The 20,773-nt window shown below is 54.7% G+C and carries 20 protein-coding genes; 12 read left to right on the plus strand and 8 right to left on the minus strand.

Annotated features, from left to right (window positions below; genetic code table 11):
• The first annotated feature begins 3 nt into the window (after window positions 1–3).
• From traC to V7Z75_RS11535, 7 genes are read left to right on the plus strand one after another with little or no spacing between them, the layout of a single operon-like run.
• A complete protein-coding gene (traC, locus tag V7Z75_RS11505; protein ID WP_334108827.1) occupies window positions 4–2,451 on the plus strand; it encodes a type IV secretion system protein TraC in 2,448 nt (815 codons plus the stop codon).
• Between the two features lie 2 nt (window positions 2,452–2,453).
• A complete protein-coding gene (locus V7Z75_RS11510; RefSeq protein WP_334108828.1) occupies window positions 2,454–2,672 on the plus strand; it encodes a hypothetical protein in 219 nt (72 codons plus the stop codon).
• Complete coding sequence (locus V7Z75_RS11515; protein WP_011254821.1) at window positions 2,669–3,058, plus strand: hypothetical protein; 390 nt, start codon at window positions 2,669–2,671, stop codon at window positions 3,056–3,058. Before V7Z75_RS11510 ends, V7Z75_RS11515 begins: the two co-directional genes overlap by 4 nt.
• Window positions 3,033–3,599: a S26 family signal peptidase gene (locus V7Z75_RS11520; protein WP_334108829.1), complete on the plus strand. Its 567-nt coding sequence runs from the start codon at window positions 3,033–3,035 to the stop codon at window positions 3,597–3,599. The genes V7Z75_RS11515 and V7Z75_RS11520 overlap by 26 nt, the downstream gene beginning before the upstream one ends.
• Window positions 3,577–4,524 carry a thioredoxin family protein gene (locus V7Z75_RS11525; protein WP_334108830.1) on the plus strand — a complete coding sequence of 316 codons (948 nt, stop codon included), beginning with the start codon at window positions 3,577–3,579 and terminating at the stop codon, window positions 4,522–4,524. Before V7Z75_RS11520 ends, V7Z75_RS11525 begins: the two co-directional genes overlap by 23 nt.
• Window positions 4,525–4,526: 2 nt before the next feature.
• The gene (locus tag V7Z75_RS11530) at window positions 4,527–5,951 is read left to right on the plus strand and encodes a conjugal transfer protein TraH (RefSeq protein ID WP_334108831.1); all 1,425 of its coding nucleotides are present in this window, start codon (window positions 4,527–4,529) and stop codon (window positions 5,949–5,951) included.
• 9 nt (window positions 5,952–5,960) lie between these two features.
• Window positions 5,961–8,843 carry a conjugal transfer protein TraG N-terminal domain-containing protein gene (locus tag V7Z75_RS11535; protein ID WP_334108832.1) on the plus strand — a complete coding sequence of 961 codons (2,883 nt, stop codon included), beginning with the start codon at window positions 5,961–5,963 and terminating at the stop codon, window positions 8,841–8,843.
• A 38-nt stretch (window positions 8,844–8,881) separates the two neighbouring features.
• Here V7Z75_RS11535 and V7Z75_RS11540 read toward each other — a convergent pair whose 3' ends face one another.
• Complete coding sequence (locus V7Z75_RS11540; protein WP_011254826.1) at window positions 8,882–9,130, minus strand: hypothetical protein; 249 nt, start codon at window positions 9,128–9,130, stop codon at window positions 8,882–8,884.
• Window positions 9,131–9,268: 138 nt separating this feature from the next.
• Here V7Z75_RS11540 and V7Z75_RS11545 point away from each other — a divergent pair, with 138 nt between their 5' ends.
• From V7Z75_RS11545 to V7Z75_RS11565, 5 genes are all read left to right on the plus strand, one after another.
• Window positions 9,269–9,769: a PH domain-containing protein gene (locus tag V7Z75_RS11545; protein WP_011254827.1), complete on the plus strand. Its 501-nt coding sequence runs from the start codon at window positions 9,269–9,271 to the stop codon at window positions 9,767–9,769.
• A gap of 12 nt (window positions 9,770–9,781) precedes the next feature.
• Window positions 9,782–11,686, plus strand: coding sequence for a DNA topoisomerase 3 (locus V7Z75_RS11550; RefSeq protein ID WP_334108833.1), 1,905 nt, complete (start codon window positions 9,782–9,784; stop codon window positions 11,684–11,686).
• 103 nt (window positions 11,687–11,789) lie between these two features.
• Complete coding sequence (locus V7Z75_RS11555) at window positions 11,790–12,944, plus strand: ParA family protein (RefSeq protein ID WP_334108834.1); 1,155 nt, start codon at window positions 11,790–11,792, stop codon at window positions 12,942–12,944.
• Window positions 12,941–13,822: a ParB/RepB/Spo0J family partition protein gene (locus tag V7Z75_RS11560; protein WP_048704623.1), complete on the plus strand. Its 882-nt coding sequence runs from the start codon at window positions 12,941–12,943 to the stop codon at window positions 13,820–13,822. The genes V7Z75_RS11555 and V7Z75_RS11560 overlap by 4 nt, the downstream gene beginning before the upstream one ends.
• A 283-nt stretch (window positions 13,823–14,105) precedes the next feature.
• A complete protein-coding gene (locus V7Z75_RS11565) occupies window positions 14,106–15,575 on the plus strand; it encodes a hypothetical protein (protein ID WP_334108835.1) in 1,470 nt (489 codons plus the stop codon).
• A gap of 14 nt (window positions 15,576–15,589) precedes the next feature.
• Here the strand turns inward: V7Z75_RS11565 and V7Z75_RS11570 are convergent, their stop codons facing one another.
• The 7 genes from V7Z75_RS11570 to V7Z75_RS11600 form a co-directional block, all read right to left on the minus strand.
• On the minus strand, window positions 15,590–15,907 hold the full coding sequence (locus V7Z75_RS11570; protein ID WP_334108836.1) for a helix-turn-helix domain-containing protein: 318 nt from the start codon (window positions 15,905–15,907) through the stop codon (window positions 15,590–15,592).
• Window positions 15,908–15,986: 79 nt separating this feature from the next.
• Window positions 15,987–17,249: a hypothetical protein gene (locus V7Z75_RS11575; RefSeq protein WP_157866768.1), complete on the minus strand. Its 1,263-nt coding sequence runs from the start codon at window positions 17,247–17,249 to the stop codon at window positions 15,987–15,989.
• Window positions 17,250–17,638: 389 nt separating this feature from the next.
• Window positions 17,639–18,082, minus strand: coding sequence for a bactofilin family protein (locus V7Z75_RS11580; RefSeq protein ID WP_048704633.1), 444 nt, complete (start codon window positions 18,080–18,082; stop codon window positions 17,639–17,641).
• Window positions 18,083–18,090: 8 nt separating this feature from the next.
• Window positions 18,091–18,891 carry a hypothetical protein gene (locus V7Z75_RS11585; RefSeq protein WP_334108837.1) on the minus strand — a complete coding sequence of 267 codons (801 nt, stop codon included), beginning with the start codon at window positions 18,889–18,891 and terminating at the stop codon, window positions 18,091–18,093.
• Entirely contained in the window at window positions 18,891–19,868 is a 978-nt protein-coding gene (locus V7Z75_RS11590) for a DNA-binding protein (RefSeq protein ID WP_011254841.1), read from the minus strand. The genes V7Z75_RS11585 and V7Z75_RS11590 overlap by 1 nt, the downstream gene beginning before the upstream one ends.
• The gene (locus V7Z75_RS11595; RefSeq protein ID WP_011254842.1) at window positions 19,865–20,272 is read right to left on the minus strand and encodes a hypothetical protein; all 408 of its coding nucleotides are present in this window, start codon (window positions 20,270–20,272) and stop codon (window positions 19,865–19,867) included. Before V7Z75_RS11595 ends, V7Z75_RS11590 begins: the two co-directional genes overlap by 4 nt.
• Window positions 20,262–20,738, minus strand: a complete 477-nt coding sequence (locus V7Z75_RS11600) for a hypothetical protein (protein WP_011254843.1) — start codon at window positions 20,736–20,738, stop codon at window positions 20,262–20,264. Before V7Z75_RS11600 ends, V7Z75_RS11595 begins: the two co-directional genes overlap by 11 nt.
• Window positions 20,739–20,773 lie beyond the last annotated feature (35 nt).

Genomic DNA, 20,773 nt, shown 5'->3' on the forward strand with positions numbered 1-20,773 from the left:
CCCATGTTTGGCTTCACGAAGTCCTCGCAAACCCCTGTCCGCGGTACCGTTGCGGATCAGAGGCGCCTTCCTTGGCAATATCTTGGCGCAGAGGGTTTTGACGACGAAACCGGCCTGTTTTACTGCGTTTCGCCGTCTGGCGAAAGACATCTTGGAGCCACGTTCATGACCACCCCGCTCCTTGGGGGCGGGGGGTCAGTTTTTGAGAAATTCAAAGCTGCATTAGCTTGCCCGCTTCCGGCAGGCTCCTTCGTACAAGTAGGTCTTCTCGGCTCTCCCGATATTGAGCCCTATCTTGACGCCTATACCGATGGGAAAGAACAGGCTTCGGGTCTTCTGGAGAAGCTCGTTCGCACCCGCGTCAAGATGTTCCAGGATGCCGTCCATAAGCCTCAATTCAAGACAAATGGCGTGCTCAACCGTGATTTCCGGTTGATCTTCACTGTCAAAATTCCGTGTTCTCAGTTTCCGGGTCTTGAGGAACGCCAGTCGGTCCGATCTGATGTCACACGTGTGATGGAAGGCTTTAGCTCCATTGGCTTCCAGTTCAGGATGCTTGACCCACATGGATATCTGCACTTGATTCGGAAGTTCTACCACATGTGGGAGAAGCCTGAGTTCAGCTACGACGAACTTATACCAATTCGAGAGCAAGCCTTCTATCCGGGCGACGATATTGAGTTCAAAGAAAAAGAGATCCTCTTTCACCAAGGGAGTGATCAAGAATTCTTTGTGCGTGTAATGAGCCCGAAGCTGTTTCCAAAACGAACTGTTTTTGGTGTTGCCAATCTTCTGATCGGTGATCAGATGGGCGGAGCAAACCAAATCACTGAGCCATTTTTCTTTCAATTCACGGCCCACTATCCCGACCAGGTCAAGAAGAAAGGTGAGGTTCGACAGCGTCACATGTGGATTACCCAGCAATGCATTGGAAACTCCGCAAACTGGTTCCCCATCCTCGGTTACAAGAAGGAAGGCATCGAGACCTTCATTCATGAAATTGACGGTCAAGGAGGGATGGCTCTCGAGGTCAACCTTAGCCTGATGATCTTCTCGAAGAACAGGGATCGACTGGCACGTCAAACCGCTTCGTTGAACTCCTACCTTTCCACGCTTAGCTTCGACATGCGCGAAGACAAGCGCATTTTGGATTTCCTCTGGCACAACGCCCTGCCGATGAACGCGTCGGCTGATGCCATGACCCGGACCTTCCGCACCAACACCATGAGTGCGCGACAGGCTGCACCGCTGGTCCCGCTGTTCGCTGACTACAAAGGCAGCGGCGCGAACGCTACGAGTCTCTTTGTAACGAGGCGTGGTCAGGTGTCCGCATTCTCGGTTTGGGACTCGAATACTGGATACAACGTAGTCGTTTTTGCTGGCACCGGCGGGGGTAAATCCTTCCTGGCACAGCTTCTGATCGTCGATAACCTTGCTGAAGGCTGCAAGGTGTGGGTCATTGACGTTGGCAAGTCATTTTTTAAGCTCAACCGTGCCCTCAAGGGGGATTACATCGAATTCTCCGAAGAGTCGCAGATCATCTTGAACCCTTTTACCTTCGTCAGCGAGATTGATGAAGACATCGACATCATCAAGGCCACGATCGCCAAGATGGCTGCACCAGAGGACGGTCTTGATGACTATCAAATGGCGGCTCTCGAAGAAGGGATCAAGGCCACGTGGGACCGATATGCCCATAACTCGACCGTGACCGCTGTCGCTCAATGGTGCATGCAACAGCCTGATCCGCGCGTTCGTGACCTTGGTCAGCAGCTTTACCCATTCACCGTTAGCGGCAGCTACGGGCGTTGGTTCGAGGGTGAGGCCACAATCGATGTCAGTAATCGCTTTACCGTTCTTGATCTCCTGCATCTCAAGTCACGTCCGATTCTTCAAAAGGTCGTTCTCCTGCAACTGATGAACCGCATCGCGACCGAGATGTACACGACCCCGGGTCGTAAGATTCTCGTGCTGGACGAAGCATGGGAGCTTATGGATGACCCCCTGATGGCGAAAGCGATCGAAGCGCTTTATCGCAAAGTGCGGAAAAATTCAGGGGCAGTCATCTTCATCACCCAGGACGTTGGCGATCTCTTCCAGTCACCGAACGGCCGAGCGATTTACGCCAATAGCGCATGGCAGATTGTTCTCGAGCAGCGTGCTGAATCCGTCGATGCGGCCGTTGCGTCCGGACAGTTTTCTATGGATGCGTTCGGGATTCATCAGGTCAAGTCTCTTCATGTTGTGCCTGGTGAGTATTCCGAATTGATGATCAAACGCTCGGATTCAGACTATGGGATTGTTCGATTCAGGCCAGATCCATTCATGTTCACGTTGTTTGCAAGTAACGGTGAGGAACGTGATGAAGCAATCGCAGCCATTGAACAAGGAGCCGACCCTGAAAAAGTAATTGATTTCTACACGCAGAAACGTCTCGAAAAAGGAAACTGAAAATGTCCAAACAGAAAACCCTGACCCAGAAAGACTTGATCCTGGTCTTTGCTCTTTATTGTGGTGCGATCCTTCTGATTCCGTTCTTCAGCAATTTTGATCCACTGGTTCTCATATCCGGCGTCTGCTTCGGTTCCGGGAGCATGTTCTTTTTCGGTCGTGCGCGTCGCCCGATTGAGCGTCCCGCTGGCGTAGAAGTCGCGGCCGAGGCATCGAAATGAGCGACAGTACTGCTTCCTTAAAGACAGCTGACGGTTCCAACGTTGGCCCAGTCATCATGGCAGCAGTACTGTCTGCTGTCCTGACCGCTGGCACTTTGTTTGTAGCGAGCCCTTACCTTGCACCTCAGCAGAGCAGTGTTCCCTTCGTTGTCATCGACTCTGGAAAACTTGTTACTGCTTCCATGAACGACCTTCGAGGAAAGGGCCTCGACGAGAGTGCAGCAAGGGACGCGGCCATTAGGTTTGCTGACCAATTGAAGACCGCAACGCAGCGATACGTCGATGCAGGCTACGTCGTCGTACACCGGACGGCAGTTCTTGGTTACGCACCCCAGTTGGAAATCACACAGCTCGTCGCAGATGAACTCGGCCTCAATCTCGAATGAGACTACTCGCCCGGAAAAGGCCACTCTTTTTATAAGGGTGGTTTTCCTTGCGTCGGTACTCCTCGCTTTGCTTTTTGCAGCGACGTCACACGTCTCTGGAAAGTATCGCCTTCTTCTTCTGGTTGGTGATCTCAGCTGCATCCCTTACAAACTCGTTGTCGTCAAAATGACCCGTCCAGAGAACATTGATTTCGAGCGGGGTCAGCTACTCGCGTTCCTTCCATACGGAAGGCTAACTGATCAATTGAATCAACGCCTACTTGATGGAAACGGCTCGATACTTGTTGTTAAATATCTCGCAGGTGTCGCAGGCGACATCATCAAGGTAGAAAACGATGAAGTCACCGTAGCTGGGCGTAAATTCGGTGATCTCGATCTGCTGGAAAAGCTAAATCGCGCGCCAGGTAGCTATGACCGGACCCAAGTATTGGTCGATGGACAGCTTGCAATGATGGGTACTGAGCCGAGAAGTTTCGATGCGAGATATTGGGGTCCAATCAATGTTGACGAGGTCGTCGGTGTCGTTTATCCGATCTGGTAAGCCTGTACGGGCGATTCTTGTTTCTTTAGCGATCGTAGCCGCAACCTCGAGCGTTCACGCTCAAAGCTTCTTCAAGCGGGGAGGAGAAGGCTATTTCTGGTATGAGACCCCTCCCCCTCCGGCTGAACCCGTTCAATTGGAAAAAGAACCCGAACCTCCAGCTTCGGCCTCTCCAGCCACTGAAACAGCAGCTAATACGGGGACTCAGCCTTTCTCTACAGCGTGGCTCAGAGATAACTTGCCGGTTCTTCTTGAGAAAGCGATGGATTCAGGAAAGCGTGAAGACATGGAAGCGTATCTGTACGCCCAAAGAATCGCGCTCGACAAGGCGCAGAATTTTGCACATCTTCAACAACTCGTCGTCAAGACTGACCCCATTCTCGATGAAAATAACCGGATGCCCCTTGATACGTTCATCAGGCAAACAGTACTTGCTACGAACAAGGAACAAAAAGACGAAGTAACGAAGCACCTTGCATCAAAGGGTGGCATCTTCATGTTCTTCGACTCGTCCTGCTCTCATTGCGAGAAGCAGTTTCCTGTCATTGGCATGCTTAAAGAAAGGTATGGTTTTGAAACTCGGTTTGTATCTGTTGATGGCAAGCCCCTTCCAGGTATGGATAACTGGATACCAGACGCAGGGCAGTTTCAGTCACTCAACCTAAAACTCACACCGACCGTTGTTTATGCTGTCCCGCCGAACAATTTTTACGTCGTTGCTCAAGGCGCCATGTCCGCAAGTGGGCTCGTTGATCGCCTTCTAGTTGTGGCTGAGTCTGAGAAGCTGATATCAGATGAAATGATCGCAGCGGTCAATCCTGCCATGCGGGGCGTCGCACGATTTGAAGACATGGTTGATGGTGCGTCTGATGATCCAGCCGAATGGGTTAACTTGTTGAAAGAACGACTACAAGGGAGATACTAAAAATGCCAAAGATTAAAATCGCCGCCCTTGCTGTCGGCTTGAGTCTTTACACCATGATGACTCCGACGCACGCGAGTCTGGGTGGAGCACTCGATGGAATGCTCATCAACGTAACAGATCCGGTAGCTTATCAATCACAAACGCGACGCGGCTTCGTCGGAGGCAACGTTGCCATGAGAAGTCCTATTCGGAACGTTAACATCGTGTCCTTCGATCCGCCCCGAATGTCTGCCGGCTGTGGGGGAATCGACCTATTTGCTGGAAGCTTCTCGTTCATCGACTCCGATCAGCTTATCGCGGTATTTCGGTCAATCGCACAAAATGCGCTCGGGCTCATTTTCATGCGCGCGCTCGCTGCGATTGATCCGAAGCTTCAAAGCCTCGTCAGCACAATTCAGTCGAAGCTTCAATCTCTTAACCAACTTAGCTCTAATACGTGTGCGATCGCAAAGCAGTCCGTAGACACCGTGTTCAATAGCGTTGAACGTGCGTCCACGAGCGCCGAAAGTGGAGCTGCTTTTTTTGAAGCGATTGCGGGGGGTGTTGGCGATCTGTTCGAGTCTCAAGAAGCAGTGAAAGCATCCCCTAAGGCAAAGATTAAGCAGGCTTGCGAGGCCGGCTCGATCGAGTTCTGCGGCAACGTTGTTTGGGATTTGATGGCCGACAACAGGGTTGGTGAACTTCTCGGGGGAGGATACTTCGCCGGCCTTTCAACGAAATACGCGGCAGAGCTTGTGATGACGATGACGGGGACCGCAATCTACGACCCTGAGTCGGCTCCGAGTGCATCGGAGACTCCTCGCATGGCGCAAAGGCCAGGGAAAATTGATCTTCATGACCTCAAGACAGGAAGGTCAAGCGGTGCCCAGAAGATCAAGTACTCGTGCAGTTCGGCGCCGGCCCGCGGCGGCTGCCGTTCGATGGATGAAGTCGCTTGGGACTGGGAGGGGACGGTTGGCTATACCAATCGTATGCTTTTTGGGTCAATTGATGGAACCAGTACCACGGCTGATTCGATCGTTGGAAAGATGAGCCCTGCATGCGCGGTTGATTGCACACTGTCTCCGACACAACAGAAATTCGTCAATGCGACCTCTGTTCCTTTCATCTCCATGATGCTCGAGGTTCAGAGTCAAGAAGGAGCAGCCTCGGCTGTTGCCGCACAAGCGGCCCCTTTGATTGCTGAGGAGCTGCACATCGTTCTATCGGAAGCGGTTTTGCGTGCAGCGAGGCAGGTTCTTTCAACGAAAGGATCAACGACCATTCCGCGCGAGATCCATGATCGAGTGAGAGAGCTTGGCAATCAGTACTCGAGAATCGTCACTAACCGGAAGGCGAACGCTCAGGAATTTGTTGCGCTTGACGAATACGTCAGAACGATCGCCAGGCGCGACCCTTCGATTCTGACGTTCACGACCCCCCGTTAAGGAATAGCCATGTCATCATGGATGGTTTACACACTGGGCGACGCTGGCTTCTTTGCCGGGCTATTCAACGCCATCGCCATGATTTTTGGGTCTGGTGCATTCAGGGGCGATGCTGACGACTTCGGTGGCACCCTCATCTACCTGGCCTTTCTGTTTGCTTTGATTGCCGTTCTGATGAATGGCCTGATGAGTCAATGGAGATCTGGTAACAACCCAACGATGTTGCTCGTTCTGTTCATCGTATGGATGGTTGGGGGTTACACAAAGGCAACTGTGGTGATCGAGGACATCTACTCAGGTAGTTCTCGAGCTGTTGCCAATGTACCTCTAATGGTAGCGGTACCCGCTTCGATCATCACCACTGTAGCAATGGACCTCGGCCGTCTTTCGCAGACCGCTTTTCAAGCAGCTGACGCCAATGCTACGGAGCTGACGACGGATGGCTTTGTCAATCCGCTCAAGCTGATGCTTTCCGTTCGTCAGGCCGCATCCTACAGTCCCCACATGACGCAGAACTGGGGGGGCTTTGTCCGGAACTGCATGATTGGAGCCTCATCGCCGCAGCAACTGTTATCAAGTACCGACGGTGTTTATGGCGCTTTGACTAACGCCGCTAATTTGACTGCACATCGGCACACGAATTATTACGCAGCCAATGCGGTTAGTCCGACTGTCATGAGTTGCGCTGACGCAGGCCCTCAGATCCAATCTGATTTCATCGCGTATTTCAATGAAACGAATCCGGCTTTGAACCGCGCTATGCGTGACGCTACCGGAAGGAACTCTACGTCGACCGATAAAACGTGGACTGATCTGTCGAATTTCTACGCCACGAACTCCACTCTTGCTGGCCTTAGCGCCCAGCGGACGAGCGCGAACATCATGATGCACCAAACGACAAATGATGTTTTCAAGTGTGGCAACAACTCTAGCGATCCGACTGCTTACTTCCAGTGCACCCAGGTGCTATCGGGCCAACAGCAAGCGTTCACGGTTGACTCAGCGGCTTCGGGCGCGGGTTTCACTCGTACAGTGATCACATCCATGGGGTTCTTGCTGGCGATCTTTATTGGGTTGGCACCGCTAGTAATCATCGTGGCACTGATGTCCGGTGCCAATGCCCTTCCTCTCTTGGGTAAGTACATCCTCTTCGGTGCCTGGACGCAGAGTTGGCTGCCTGCGGCCTACATGGTGAATTACTTCATCGTGTACACCTGGACGGAAAGCATGGCTAACCTGAAGAAAATGTTTCTTCCAGTTCCAGCTCCCGCTAACGCGGCCCTCCCCATCGAAGCGGTGCCGCTCTTCTTTTCCGAGACGATGGATAAGATCGCGGTGGCTTCCGACTTGCTTGCGGCAGTACCGTTGATCACCCTGGCTGCCATGACAGGCTCGTATTTCGCCTTAGCCAAACTTGGTGAGCGCTGGAGTGGCAAGGATTATTCAGACGAGAAGATGGCCGCCCCCAGCCTATCGAATGTGGGTGCGGTTAGTAGCAACGCGGCAGTACGGGATTATTCGCTTGGTGCCGGCGGACAAATGACAGGCGCCGCACGCGTCAAGTACAACCTCCAAGATGGCCTCTCTCAGTCCGTCGCTGACAAGCAACAAGAAGCCCTTAGGGTGGGGTCTGAAGTTACGCAAGACTGGTCGAAAGGCGGTCGCTTTAGCAGCGGATGGGATCGCGCCGTACAAATCGCTAGATCAGATGTATCGCAGGTTGGTCAAACTTGGGCGCAAGCCGTTTCGTTTGCGGACAAGATGTCCCAGAACAGCGCTTTTGGTGACAAGGTGTCTGACGCTATCCGTAGCGAACTTGGTGCTCAGCTAAAGACTTCAGTAAATGGGGCCATTATGGGCACCGGCGTGACTGGGGTTGCAGCAGGAAACATGACTGGAGTAAGTCAGAAGGCGCGTGAGTGGGTTGAGAATACCCAGGAGGGTAAGGATTGGGCAAACGCGATTCGCAACGAATTCAGCAAACAACAGTACTCATCTCTTCAGGGTACCGACTCTCTTACTACCAAAGCTGGGTACTCGGAGGATGAGGCAGCGGGGATTCGTGAGAGCGTTTCCCGCCAGGCTTCCACCGTTCGTGCCTATGAGGAGGCAACGCAAGTCGCATCGAGTATTTCCGGAACTTATTCTGGCCATGCGGGTGAAATCAATAGGAATTTGATGGCGGCCGGAATGTACGAAACAGTGATGGGAATGCATGCATCGCTTTATAACGGTACAGGAGAGGCGTCCGATCGATACCGTGAGGCCTACAACAAAATCGAAGGCCATGAGAAAGGTCTTGGCGTGCAAGCATTCGATGCTCAACTTGGCTGGGTGATGGGTGCGATGCTTTCGTCCGGCCAGTACGACAACGTTATGAGCGTAGGACAACAGATCACGGGGGCCCAAGGTCTCGATACGCCTGAGCTTGGCAGCAACAAGGGTGTTGGCAGTCCTGTTACAACCCTTGAAGGAAAATCAGTAGAAGAACTCAAGGCACGGCATGGAACTGCCCCTGCAGGCCCGTCTGCACCGCAGGTTAATCCTACTTTTGCAAAAATGGCATCTGGAGAGATGCCTGCACCGATCGATGAAATTCCTTCAAGACCTGCGAATGAATCCCCCGCTAAGCCTGAGGGCGCACGCGTATTTACAGCAGAAGAGGCCCGCGTTTTTGCTCACGGTGCAGATATTAATGCTACTCAAGCTGCGTTGGGCGTTGGAGGTTATATGGTAGACGAGACGTTGAGCCTGCCTGAACGAGCAATCAAATCTGCGGCTGACGCCTACAATTCGAATATCGGTGTGCCGTTTTCCAACTTCGTCAACGATTTTTTCACAAACACACGCGTGAATAACGAATCGTCGCCATCAGGAAATACTGACCGCTAAATCAAAACGAGGCCGCCATTCCAATTGGCGGCCTCGTTTCAGAGGTCATCATCGTCAGTGGTGAGGGTAAATGCGCCAACCCCCAGCTTTGTTACGTGACGCGTGTCGTAAAAAGCTTGGTTTTCTGGGGTTTCGCCGACGTAATGTGTCCAGTGTTTGGGCTTTCGATTGGTTGCGCCGAGAATAAGATCACCTACCCACGTGTTCGAAAGAGCGATTAGCACTTTAGCGATCAAGTAGTAAAACAGCGCAATAGCGCCAATGGACAAAACCGTGCTTAGTTCCACTTAAAGTCTCCTCACCGAACCTGCCCTTGATTGTTCGGAGTCGAGATGATCCCGAGGCAGCATTTCCCGTGGCTCCTCGGTGTACGAAGTTAGTTCTAACCGAAGGAAGGATGCTAGTCAAATTTTAGGAGGAAAGTTATGGATTCGTCAGTGATCGACGGGCGTTTTCTTGCCCTACGGGTCGCCAATCGGTCGATCTACCCGCTGTGGGCGCTTTTACTGGCAGGCCTGGCCATGCTCGCGGTCGCCGTTGTGCTTTTCCTGCCTGCGCTGTCCGAGGCATCGGATGTTGAGGCCTCCGTCCTCGCTGCAGCTGGCTTTGCTTGCGTAGGGTTCGCGGGACTCAGGATCGCTTACCTGAAGTTTTCGGCGCTCTACACGGTGACGCCCGATGCGATCACCGCTCGATACGGCCTCATCGCACGCAAATCTCACCAGATCCAAGTCGCCCATGTACGCTCGATCTCCGTTACGCAGTCTCTAGTCGGCCGGCTCTTTGGCTACGGCGATCTGGAATTTTCTTCGGCAGGCAGCGACGAGTCGGAGATCGTTTTCAAGTCCGTTAGCCGTCCCATGCAGACAAAGGAGTTGGTCTCCAAGATGCTTGGCAAAGACCGATCTCGAACCATCCACGACTAAACAGAATCGACTATGCGCCTGTACATCGCCGAAAAGCCGTCCCTGGGCAAGGCAATCGCAGAGAATCTTCCTGGCGTAAAGTCCCGCGACGACGGATTCATACGGGTAGGCACCGACGTGGTTACGTGGGCGCACGGGCACATCCTCGAGCTTGCGCCTCCAGAAGCATATAACCCCGCGTGGAAGAGCTGGAACACCGCGGTCAATGTCCTGCCCTACCCTATCGAGTGCTTCAAGCTCCTGCCCAAGCCGGACTCAAAGGCGCAGCTCCGCGTCATCCAATCGTTGCTCTCTCAGGCTACCGAGGTCGTCAACGCTGGCGACCCCGATCGCGAAGGCCAGATGCTCATCGACGAGATTCTCGAGTCGAGCGCGTGGAAGGGGCCGACGTTGCGCCTGCTGATCAACGCAACAGACCCGGTAACCGTGAAGAAGGCGTTGAGCTCGATGCGGCCGAACTCGGAGTTCTTCAATCTTTACCAGGCAGCAAAATGTCGGTCCGAGGCAGACTGGATCATAGGCATGAACCTGACCGTTGCCGCGACTAAGCTCCTGGCGAATGACGAGCTCGTCTCTGTAGGGCGTGTTCAAACACCGACTCTCGCACTGGTCGTCCGCCGGGATGAAGCGATCGAGAAATTCGGCGCCCGCCAGTTCTTTTCACTTGAAGTGACCCTCGAAACACCTCAAGGCCCGATCGTTCTGACCTACAACCCTTCAGACGAGAGCAAGCGGATCTGGAGCGAGGTTGACGCAAAGCGGATTGTCGAGGAGGTCAAGAAAAGACAATCCGTTACCGTAACGGTAACTACAGGCATTAAAAAGGAGAGCCCTCCGAGGTTGTTCATGCTCAGAACCTTCCAGGGCGAGTGCAACTCGCGCTATGGCTGGTCAGCCTCCAAAGCACTCGAACTTGCTCAGTCGCTCTACGACTCAAAGCACCAGTTGGCCAGCTACCCACGGACCGACTGTGAGTACATGCCGGCAGGGCAGGCAAACGACGCGCTGACAATCGCTCAACACATCGTCAAGCAGACTTCGTTCACTGCCTTCGCTCCCCTGCTTTCTCTTGCAGTACCGAGAGCGTCGATTTACGACTCATCGAAAGTCACGGAACATCACGCGTTAACCCCGACCGTGAAATCGGCCGACTTCAAAACGCTCACCGCCGACGAACAGAAGGCCTGGCTGCTCCTGGCTGAACGGTTCCTCATGAGCCTGCTTCCTTCGCACCAAATCGAAGAGACAGTGGTGTCGTTCTCTCACGGTGAGATCGAGTTCTCCGCCAAGGGCGAGGTGTCGCTCAACATGGCGCAGAGCTGGCGAGCACTGGCCCCTCATACGTATAAGCCGCTGCCTCAGGTCGCGGATGGCGCAACGCTGCAGATGGCTGGCCTCCGGGTAGTGAAGGGGAAAACGACCCCTCCGAAGCGCTACACCGAGAAGACATTACTCGACGACATGAGCTCCGTGGCCAAGTACGTCGAGGACCCCAAGCTCAAGGCGATTCTGAAGGAAACCTCAGGGATCGGGACCGCTGCGACTCAGGCGAAGATCATCGAGACGCTCAAGGAACGGGGCTACGTCGCAGTGAAGAACCGAGAACTCATCTCGACCCCATTTGGCCGTGCCGTGGTTCATGGTCTCCCCGAGCGTTTGACGGACCCTTGCCTGACAGCGCTCTGGGAAGATGCGCTCGGCTTGATTGCGGCCGGAGGGATGAAGCCGGGCGACTACATGCTGCGCGTCAGGGGTATGTGCAAGCAGCTCGTCGACGACGTGCGTGACTCCGTAGGGAAAAAGGCGATCGTCGGCGACAAGGAGCTCGTGAAGAACAAACGGGCGAAGCTGCTCGAGCAACGCAGATCCCAACAGTCGTCCAGTAGGGCAAGCGCTACTGCAGGACTGCCACTCTGACCTTGATCAAGGTCGCCCTGCTAACATTCACTTAGAAGGTATTTGCATCAAGTCTCGATTTTGGCTATAAATGCAACCATAGTTCAACGACAACAAACACACCATGAGCCAACCTCGAGACACTTTTGCAGACATCGGAAGCGTGACCTATCGGATTCGACAGGCGGCAGCGATGCTTGGCGTCACAGATGTCACGCTCCGGGGTTACTCGGAGAACTTCGACATTCGGAGAGCTTCCGATACGAACCCTGGGGCACCCCCCATCCGGATCTATGAGCCCTCGCAGATTTTCGAGATTGCGCTCTGGCGACGGATGCAGGGTTATCTCAAGGTTCCTCAGACTCATGGAAAGCCGTTCGTCATTGCTGTGACCGTGTGCAAAGGCGGGACAGGCAAAACAGTCACCTCTGTTGAGCTGGCCGTTGAGCTTCAACTACTGGGCTTTCGGACGCTGCTGATCGACCTTGACTCTCAGGCCTCCGCAACACAAATCATGGGTTACGAACCTGACATCATGATGGAGGAAGCCGAAAGTTTCGGCTTGAGTGAGAAGGCAGTGGTCCGCGAAACGCTCGCGAATGTCCTTGAGGCATACGTGAGCTCGCAGCAAGGCGGCCGCGTTAGGCAGATGCCCTATGACCTGAAAAGTCTCATCAAAAAGCCCTTTGGGGAACACGGGCCTCATCTCGTCCCCGCCGACACATTCCTGAGCAGCATCGAACGGACTCTTCTTGTCGCGACAGGAAACCGTGAGCGGTTCTTGCGCAACATGCTCGATGAAGCTGCAAAGGGTGCGATCCCCGGTTTTGACACCAGCATCTATGACGCAATCATTCTCGACTGCCCACCTACCGTTTCGACTACCACATCCTCGGGAATGGTCGCCGCTGACCTGCTGATTGCGCCGATACGGATGGATGTTTTTTCGATCAAGGGCATCAGCAAGATGATTTCCGAGATTCATGTGTTTAAGGATGAATGGAGCTTGAAGCCTGAACTCATCATTCTCCCGACGCACTACTCTACAAATGTCGGTCGGATCAGCCGCATGCGGCGTGAGCTCGAGACTTACAGCGACAGCGTTTCGCCCTACGTGATCTCTGTAAGTGAAGACCTGCCAAACTCTCAAGAGCGCAGCATGCCGCTCTCTATCACGAAACCGACATCAACATCGGCTTGCGAGTACAGGGCGTTCGCGGCTTACATCCGCGAAAAGATTGTCGACAGGCTCTCGAAAACCAAAGGGGATAGGAAATGAAAACGCGGCAACGCGATCCAGTCGGCCTGGTGCTTCGCACTATGCCCGCCGATAGCGAGTTCGGAAGGCCCGCGGAAGGACTCCCTGCCGTAACCGCAAAGGTCAGCCTGGACCTCCTGGAAGAAGTGCCCGGCCGACGCAGGAAGCTCACCGACGAGCAGTACCAGCAACTCGTGGAGAACCTGGCGAACAATCCTCTTGCGACGCCGGTAACTGTCCGCGCAATCGATAACGGCCGTTTCGAGATCATCGCCGGCCACAACCGTGTGGCCGCATACCGAGAGCTCGAGCGCACAGAGATCGACGTTCACGTCGTCGATCTCGATGATGACGGCGTCGAGCGGGCAGCCTTCTACTCGAACCTGCTATCGAACGAACTCCCTGACTACCACAGATATCTTGGGTTCAAGGGACGGATGGCATCGACAGGCAAGAATCAAACGGAGATTGCTGAAGAGGCCGGGATCAACAAAAGTATTGTTTCTCGCCTCATGGCGTTCGCATCACTACCGTCTTTGGCATTGAATGTCATTGAGAGGAACCCAGAGAAATTCGGCGTCAACGCGATTTCGGAGCTGTCGAAGCTCGTTGAAAGCCATCCCCCTGAGGCGATCGCACAAGCCCTTGAAAAAGTCGCCTCTGAAGAGATCACGATGAAACATGCGATCTCTCTGATCAAGGCTTCAGGGAAGATCAAAGAAAATAAGAAAGCAGACCCAGAGATCATCACGATTCGAAGAGGCAATACAACATTCTGCTCTGTTCGGAGGGCCGGATCTTCGCTTCGACTGGACTTCGCTAATGGATCAGTCACGGAGGCGCTGATGGCCGAGATCGAAGATCTGATCAAAAGACACGCAAAAGCCACTGGTGACTGAGTTGCTACTAGCAACTGCATGATAATTAACGATTTTTTATTTTTAGGTTAGCAGAGATGGTAAATCGGATACTACGGCGCCCCCCAGCGGACGCCCGCATCACCCGGCCTCTAAAGTCCTGCTGACCATCACGCAACCCCGCCCCCGAGCGGGGTTTCGCACGTTTATAGACTGGAGATCGCGATGTAGCGACCAAAACAAAGACACATCCTGCTGACAAAAGAAAAACCCGGTCTCGGGGCCAACCGAGCCGGGCTTTCTTGAAAAGGGTGATGCTTTTCTGGTGTCTGATACCAAACCGGGGCCAACCGGTCAGACCTCACCGCCAACTGAGGTGAATGGTATCAAACAGCCGGGAAACGTCAAGGGATTCTATTGCCTTGAAAAAGGCGAACCCGGACTTTTTCACGTGACTACTCCAATTCGCCTCAATGCGGGCCGAGGGGACTGCGACGGACCACGTCCGCGCTTTCTCCCTGCCCCCCTGATCAACGCACGAGCCGCGGTGATGAACCGCCTGTACTGCCAGGACCTGTCGCAGACCGCGCGCCAGGTGCTTTACGGTGTGCTGGCCTTTTTTAAGCTTGGCCATCCTGAGCAACCTGTTTTTGCCTTTCGTGACACGCTTCAAGCTGAAACCCTGCTCAGTAGTCGCTCCAAACTTTTTCGTGGCCTTCAGGAAGCCGAAGACAAGGGCTACATCCGTCGTGAGCAAGTCCGCAACTGGGGCCGTCGATCCTATGGGCAGTTCAGTCGAAGTCACATCTACGTCCTCGACAAGACATTGTTGATGCTCGGGCTGGCAGGCTCTCGGATACTCTCGACCTCGCCCGCATCAACGCAGGCCTCCTCGATTGAGGACGAACAGCACACAGAAGTTGGAGTACCCCCATCCTCCTCCGCTGAGTTCGACGCCCTCCCCTCCTCTGTCGATTCACTCTCCAGTGCCGCCGGACTGCTCGAGATCGATGCTTCGCTTGAAACCTGCGAGGCACAGCACCAGGCAGAGATCCTCGAGGCGTGGGAAGACGGTCGCGCCGACTGGGAGGATGACGAAACAGGCTGGGAAGCAGACACGCCCCCCCGGGAGCCAACGACCGTCACCCCGTACGCCACTTATCCACAGGAGCCGTGTCTCACAGTGACACACGGTATACAAGAGAGTGAACCTACCCTTGATCTACAGCTAAAAGGACAACTTCCCACGCGCGAATCCCTACCCGACCCGTCGTCGCTGAAGGATTCTTCTGAAAACATCGATCCCCACACCCGTCTGCCCCACGACGTGACGCCACTCATGAAGCTTGGTGTCTCCAAGACGCTGATCTGCACCCTGATGGCCCACGCCAAGCGCCAAGGTCAGCAAGGTGCGCTTGGCGCAGCAGTGAAGCTCTTCTGGCAGCACATCCATGGGCTAAGAGGCAGATCGGTCTTTGCCTATCTGCGCAAAGTCCTCAGCCAGAAACGCGACTACGCCTACCTGCTCAAGCAGCAGTACGCGAACGAAATCGATGGCGTACTCACTGCCTCAGCCACTGCGCGGCTGTCGGAGAAGCTGGCGGTCTTGCTTGCACGCGGGGACGGCTTCCAGGTTCGCAACGCCGAAGGTCAATCAATTGGGACGCTGCGCGCAAACGGTGAAACTGGATACGTGGAGGGGTTTGATCCCAAGCGCGGCCGCGTTGCGCTGCCGGCTAACCTGCGCTTTATGCAGGCAGTGGAAGAAGGTCGCTTGCATCTGCGCCCGTGCTGATCCAACTCGAACTATCAGGCGATGGCTTGAATTCCATTTTTCTTGACGACTGTGAGCAGCCGCAGCGCCGGTCCACCCGGCTTCTTGACGCCACGCTCCCAGTCCGAAATCAAATTCTTACTGACATTCAGGTAGCGGGCAAAAACCGGCTGAGACAGGTGCTCACGCTCGCGCAACGCACGAATCTCATCGGGCGACAAAGCCTCAACGGACGTGAGGCACGCTTCGTCAAACTCGCGCATGGTGCGCTTGTCGACTGCGCCAATCTCGGAGAGCGCTTCCATTGTCTCGTGGATAGCGCCGAGTGCTTCACTGCGGTAGTTCTTCGTCATTTAACTGTGTCTCCGAAAACTGGCCTTTATCGATCAACTCCGCCACATAGATTCATGCATGAGGCTTATTGGCTCTCAATTAAGCCGCTACGATCCGACGTAAGTGCCCGGCTGCAAGTGCTTCGAGAAACTCTGCGTTCATCCGGCCGTATCGCACCACGTCTCCCGGCCTATGAACACGCAGAAGTCCGTTTGCTTCGACTTGAATCATCGTCCCTCCTTCGCCCCTGAAAAGCTGCCCCTCGAGCTCGTCGCACTTGATCTCAACGTGTCGCGCAGCTTCAGACTGCGCCCGCTTGATCGCTTCAGTTTGGGCCTTATTCGACGCGACCCGTGCGAAGTCAGTTGGCTTGTTGATCATGGCACGAAGGTATTTGAAGACAGATCTGCCTTGCAGTTTCAGCGCATCGATTCGAGACTTCGCAAGCTTCCAGATCGACCCAAGGGCTCCAGTCTTGTCGGCCTCTCTGGCAAGTCGCATGAGATAAGCAATGGTCGGCTTGTTCAAGCCATAGTCAAACAAGGCGGTCAGCTCGACTGGTAAACGGCTTGACGGGTCTATCTGGTTTTGAAGTTTTTCAGAAAAGTCCCCTGATGACCTGCCGGTTGATCTTGCACTGGCGGTTCTGGGTTGTTCTCTTATGAGTTGAGGTTTAGTGGGACGTTCACTCTCATGTATACCGAGGGTCAAATTGACCGACGGCGCCTGTGGATAAAATTTTTCGAGGGAATGTGCGTCGCTGTCGTCGCGCACTTCCGTGGCAAAACGCGATTCTGGGGCGGCTAGCGCCTCGAATGGTTCGTCGGGATAGGGTGGGCTGTCTAAATGCTTTTCGTCGTCTCCTGCGCCTTCTTCTGCGTCCAGAATCAGATCGGTGACGGGGACTGCTGCTTGGATGGCCTCCCATGCCTCGATAGCATCAAGCTGGTCTTGCGAGGGGTCGATCTGTGGGGCAGGGCAGATGAGGTCAAGTTCAAGCAGGCAACGATTCGTCAGCCATGTTTTGGAATAAGCGAACTGTCCATGGCGAGCTGCGTCGCGTCGTCGCCATTGCTCTCTGACCAGGTAGCCGCGATCGGAGAGTTCTCGAATGCCGCGACTTAGCGTTTCAACGCTGCCCAGATGGCACTCCTTGCGTAGGACTTCTCTTTCAGGCCACAAAGGCTGATCGAGCTTCCTGATATTCAGGAAAGTGAGGAGCCCCGACAGCGTGCGCCGGGCAAGGGTGCTCAGGTCTAGAAATTTGAGCGAATCGAAGACGCGCGCTTTAGCGTCGACGAGGAGCTTGGGAAGCCGCCGTGGCTGTGAAGACAGCGGGGCAGCAGAGTATGAGGAGGCCACAAAAGACGGTCCAAGAGTTCGACTTTTCCCTTTTTCTGGCAAAAAGTCGACAGAAGCCCTTGACGCGTAATTTGCACTTGCTAAGATAGCTCCATCGTTGTGGGATTGGATTTATCGGCGCCAACCGATTTTTCTTAGCAAGTACAGATCACGTATCACACGTAATCGCAAGTTGTACACATAAGCCCTGGGCTCGAGTTCGTACCTCGATCCCAGGGCTTTGTGTTTTCAATGTCTGATTTTCTTCGCTAGATGGTTTCTCGCAGAAATTCTAATCGGTCTGATTTTCTGTATTCTTTTGGCCTAAGAAGGCGCGTTACCGATTCTATCAGTTAGCTTATGTCGACGGAATCCTTTTACAAAGCAATCTTCTTTGAAGGAAATTGAATCTATTTTGCGTCGATAACGACTTTGGTTTGCACCTTTTCGCGAAGTAGGGACCGGTCAGCATTTTTGTGATGTGCATAGCCATTCAGGATCGCACCATCGTGTATCACAATCGTGCCGTAGCTCACTTCCCCAGTGACGTTGGCAGTCCCGTACAGGTGAACTTCCCGAGCGCGAATGTCACCTTGAACTGTTCCGGCCACAAATACGCGCTCAGCGAGGATTGAACCAAAGACCTCTGATTCTGCGTGCAACAGAACGACGCCTGATCCGTCCGCGATCGTGACGTCGCCCAGCACGCGGCCGTGAATCTTGATTCCCGCCTGGAGGTCCATAGCTCCCTTGACGGTCACACCCTTCGCGATCAGAGAAGTGATGCCAAGACCTTGGGCTGTCTCATGAGAAGTTTGCTTACGGTCTTTCCCTTTGCCTGGAAGTTTGAACATGGGGCGCCTCACTCGAGTACGTAGATTCGTTGGTCGGTGATGACCAAGCCTTCTTCTGGGCTGATTCGTAGGACCTTTCCGTCGAGACCTGCTGCAGTCTGCCCAGCTCGTACGGACTTGCCACTCGAGTCCATAATCTCGCTTTCTCCCTTGAATTGAATGCCAGCAGCCTGTTTGCTGATGACGCGCATCGGCAGCGAGGTCTCGTCGATTGTTGAGGTCTGCGTTGGTGTAGGGGCGATGGGCGGCACGACCGTTTGAGCCGGGCGCGGGGGAGGAGGAGCGATTGTGGCTACGGACGGTTGAGGAGCTGCTTGTCTGGCAGGCATCGCTACTTGCGGTTTTTTTTCAACAGGTTTCTGAGGTGTTGTTTTCGTCGCGGCTTCGGAGCGTGGAGACTCCTCAATCGCACTCATTGCGTTCCCGATCAGCGGCAGCAGAGCGGCAAGCGCGGTTTCAAGTTGCTTCGTGCGTGCCTCGAGGCTTGAGACGCGATCCTGGTTGGCTTCGAACAGGGCCTTGTATGTTTCTTCCCGGTCATCAATTGAGGCGTGTAGCGCATCAAATGCATCCTGACGAACCACATCAACAAGGGGTTGCGAGGACTGATGGACAGCACTCTGCTCTGCTGGCCGAGTCGTGGCGACGGCTGCAAACCATGCAGCGGTAGCCACAGCTACCATGGAGATGACCAACGATGCAATCGTGATCAGCCTCAGTCGCCCGGGTGATACGAGCTCGGCATCGATAACGCGATCACTGTCCTCAGAGCCTACCCCTAGCGAACGCTCAATTTCGTCGTACCTCATCAGTCCTGCTCCTTACGTTCCGGTGTGTTATTTGCTGTCCTAAGCGACCCGATCAAGGCCTCAATGCTTGATAGCGCTGTAATTTTTCCATTGGCTTCCGCAAGCTGTTCTCTCAGTCCGGCGCTCTCCTTGCGGCAATCTCGCAGTTCTTCCCGTGCTTTTTTCTCATTTATTTGAGCGCCTTCAAGCGCTTGTTTAAGCGAGCTTTCTTTCCTGACGAACTCCTGTCGAAGGTCGTCTGTTTGCTTCAAAAGATGCTTTCGGTCGCCGTCTGCTCGGTCATCGGCAAGCTTCATCTGCCGCTCGGCTTCCGCCCTTAGCTCGGCAACCAAGGCTTGGTGACGCTCAGTCAGGGAGGCGAGCGCGACCTCGTGACGTTCCGTCGCTGATGCGAGCAAGCGATCACCACGCTCGCGTTCAGCCTGGACGCTGCCCTCAAGTTCGCCAATCCGTCTCTGGTAATGGGCGATCTCGGCGTGCAGGTTCTCGTTGCGCTCCGTGAGGTGCTGGACCTCTTCTGTGAGCGCCTGGATGCGCTCTGTGCGCTCAGCACACATACGCTCGAGGCCGGCAAGCTCCTTCTGCAGCAGTAGAGCCTTCTGTACGAAGTCATCTGCGGTCGCCCGTAGGGCCTTGTTTTCTTCCTCGAGCGCGTCTTCCTTACGCTCCAGGTCAGCCCGAGCTGCCTCGAGATTCTTGGTGGCTCCGTCCAGGGCCAGATCCCATGATGTACGCGCGAACTCATTGAGCAGATCGACCAAGGGGTCAGGCACTCCTGGCATGCGTGAGAGCGTGAGCTTTTCGTGCAGGTTTGCCGCTTCTGTCTTGACCTCGGCAATGAGCTTCCTGACCACATCTGCGCCGCCTCTGCGGCCGATTTTGGTGTAGATCGCCTCGAATGTTGGATTTCCTCCTTCGGCGAGAACTTCGAAGAAGGCGTTCCGAACGTCCTCGAAGGAAACTGCGGTGGCTCTCATCGAGTGGCCCCTTTCGAGCGAATGGCGAGGTGCCCTGAGACAAGGCAGGCCATCGAGGTGAGGAGTACTACCGCACAGAAGGGCAGGTTGGTACGCGGGGCGATCTCGGGCGCGTAGTGCGGCATCAGGATCAGGGCCAAAGCGCCGATGGCGATCACTCCTGTAAGGATGTGGCTCAGGCCTACCGCCCAGCGCTTCCTCTGTTGCAGGCCGTAGCCCGCAAAGGCGCTTAGGACGGTGGTCCCGAGGAACGCAGCAGAGAGGCTACCGCTCAGGAGCGGGGCGTAACCGCGCACGGCCATCGCCGCCAGCATCGTGCTCAAGAAGACGAATACGGTGGCTGCCACGAAGTGCCATGTCACGGTGAGGCCGCTATAGGTGTTTGCTGTCTGTTCAGAGGTCATGGCTTGGGTCCTTGTCCTTGAGTTTTTGGAGTTCACGTATTTGCTGCGGCAGCCGGGTGAGGGCCAATGCCGTCAGCAGCGGAGAGACTGATGCGCCGAGCGCTGACGAGATCGTTTCGATCGTCGTGGCAGGGAGGAGCGTGAGCAGGAGCAGCCATGAAGCGCCATCGCTCAACGCGGAGCTGCCTGCCAGGTAGCGACACAGGTACTCGCATAGGCGAACGCACGCCACCAGGAACAAAGCTGCGAGCAGGACTGTGGCCACCAGCTGCATCACCGTCAGGGGCCAGGATCGAAGGGCTGAGCCAAGTGCGAGCGTCAGCACGTTGAGCGTGAACAGGTGGATGAACAGGCCTCGGTGAGCGGTCGGTGGACGCCTCGAGACCGCACGGCCAGCCAAAAGCAGGGCGCCGTGATGCAGGAAGGCTCGCACTAGCCTGAGCCAAGCGGAAAAAGCGCTGCGCACGTCCCGTTGTCCTCAGATTTGTGTGGATAAGTGTG

This window comes from Methylobacillus sp., from assembly GCF_036844465.1.
Classification (GTDB): Bacteria; Pseudomonadota; Gammaproteobacteria; order Burkholderiales; family Methylophilaceae; genus Methylobacillus.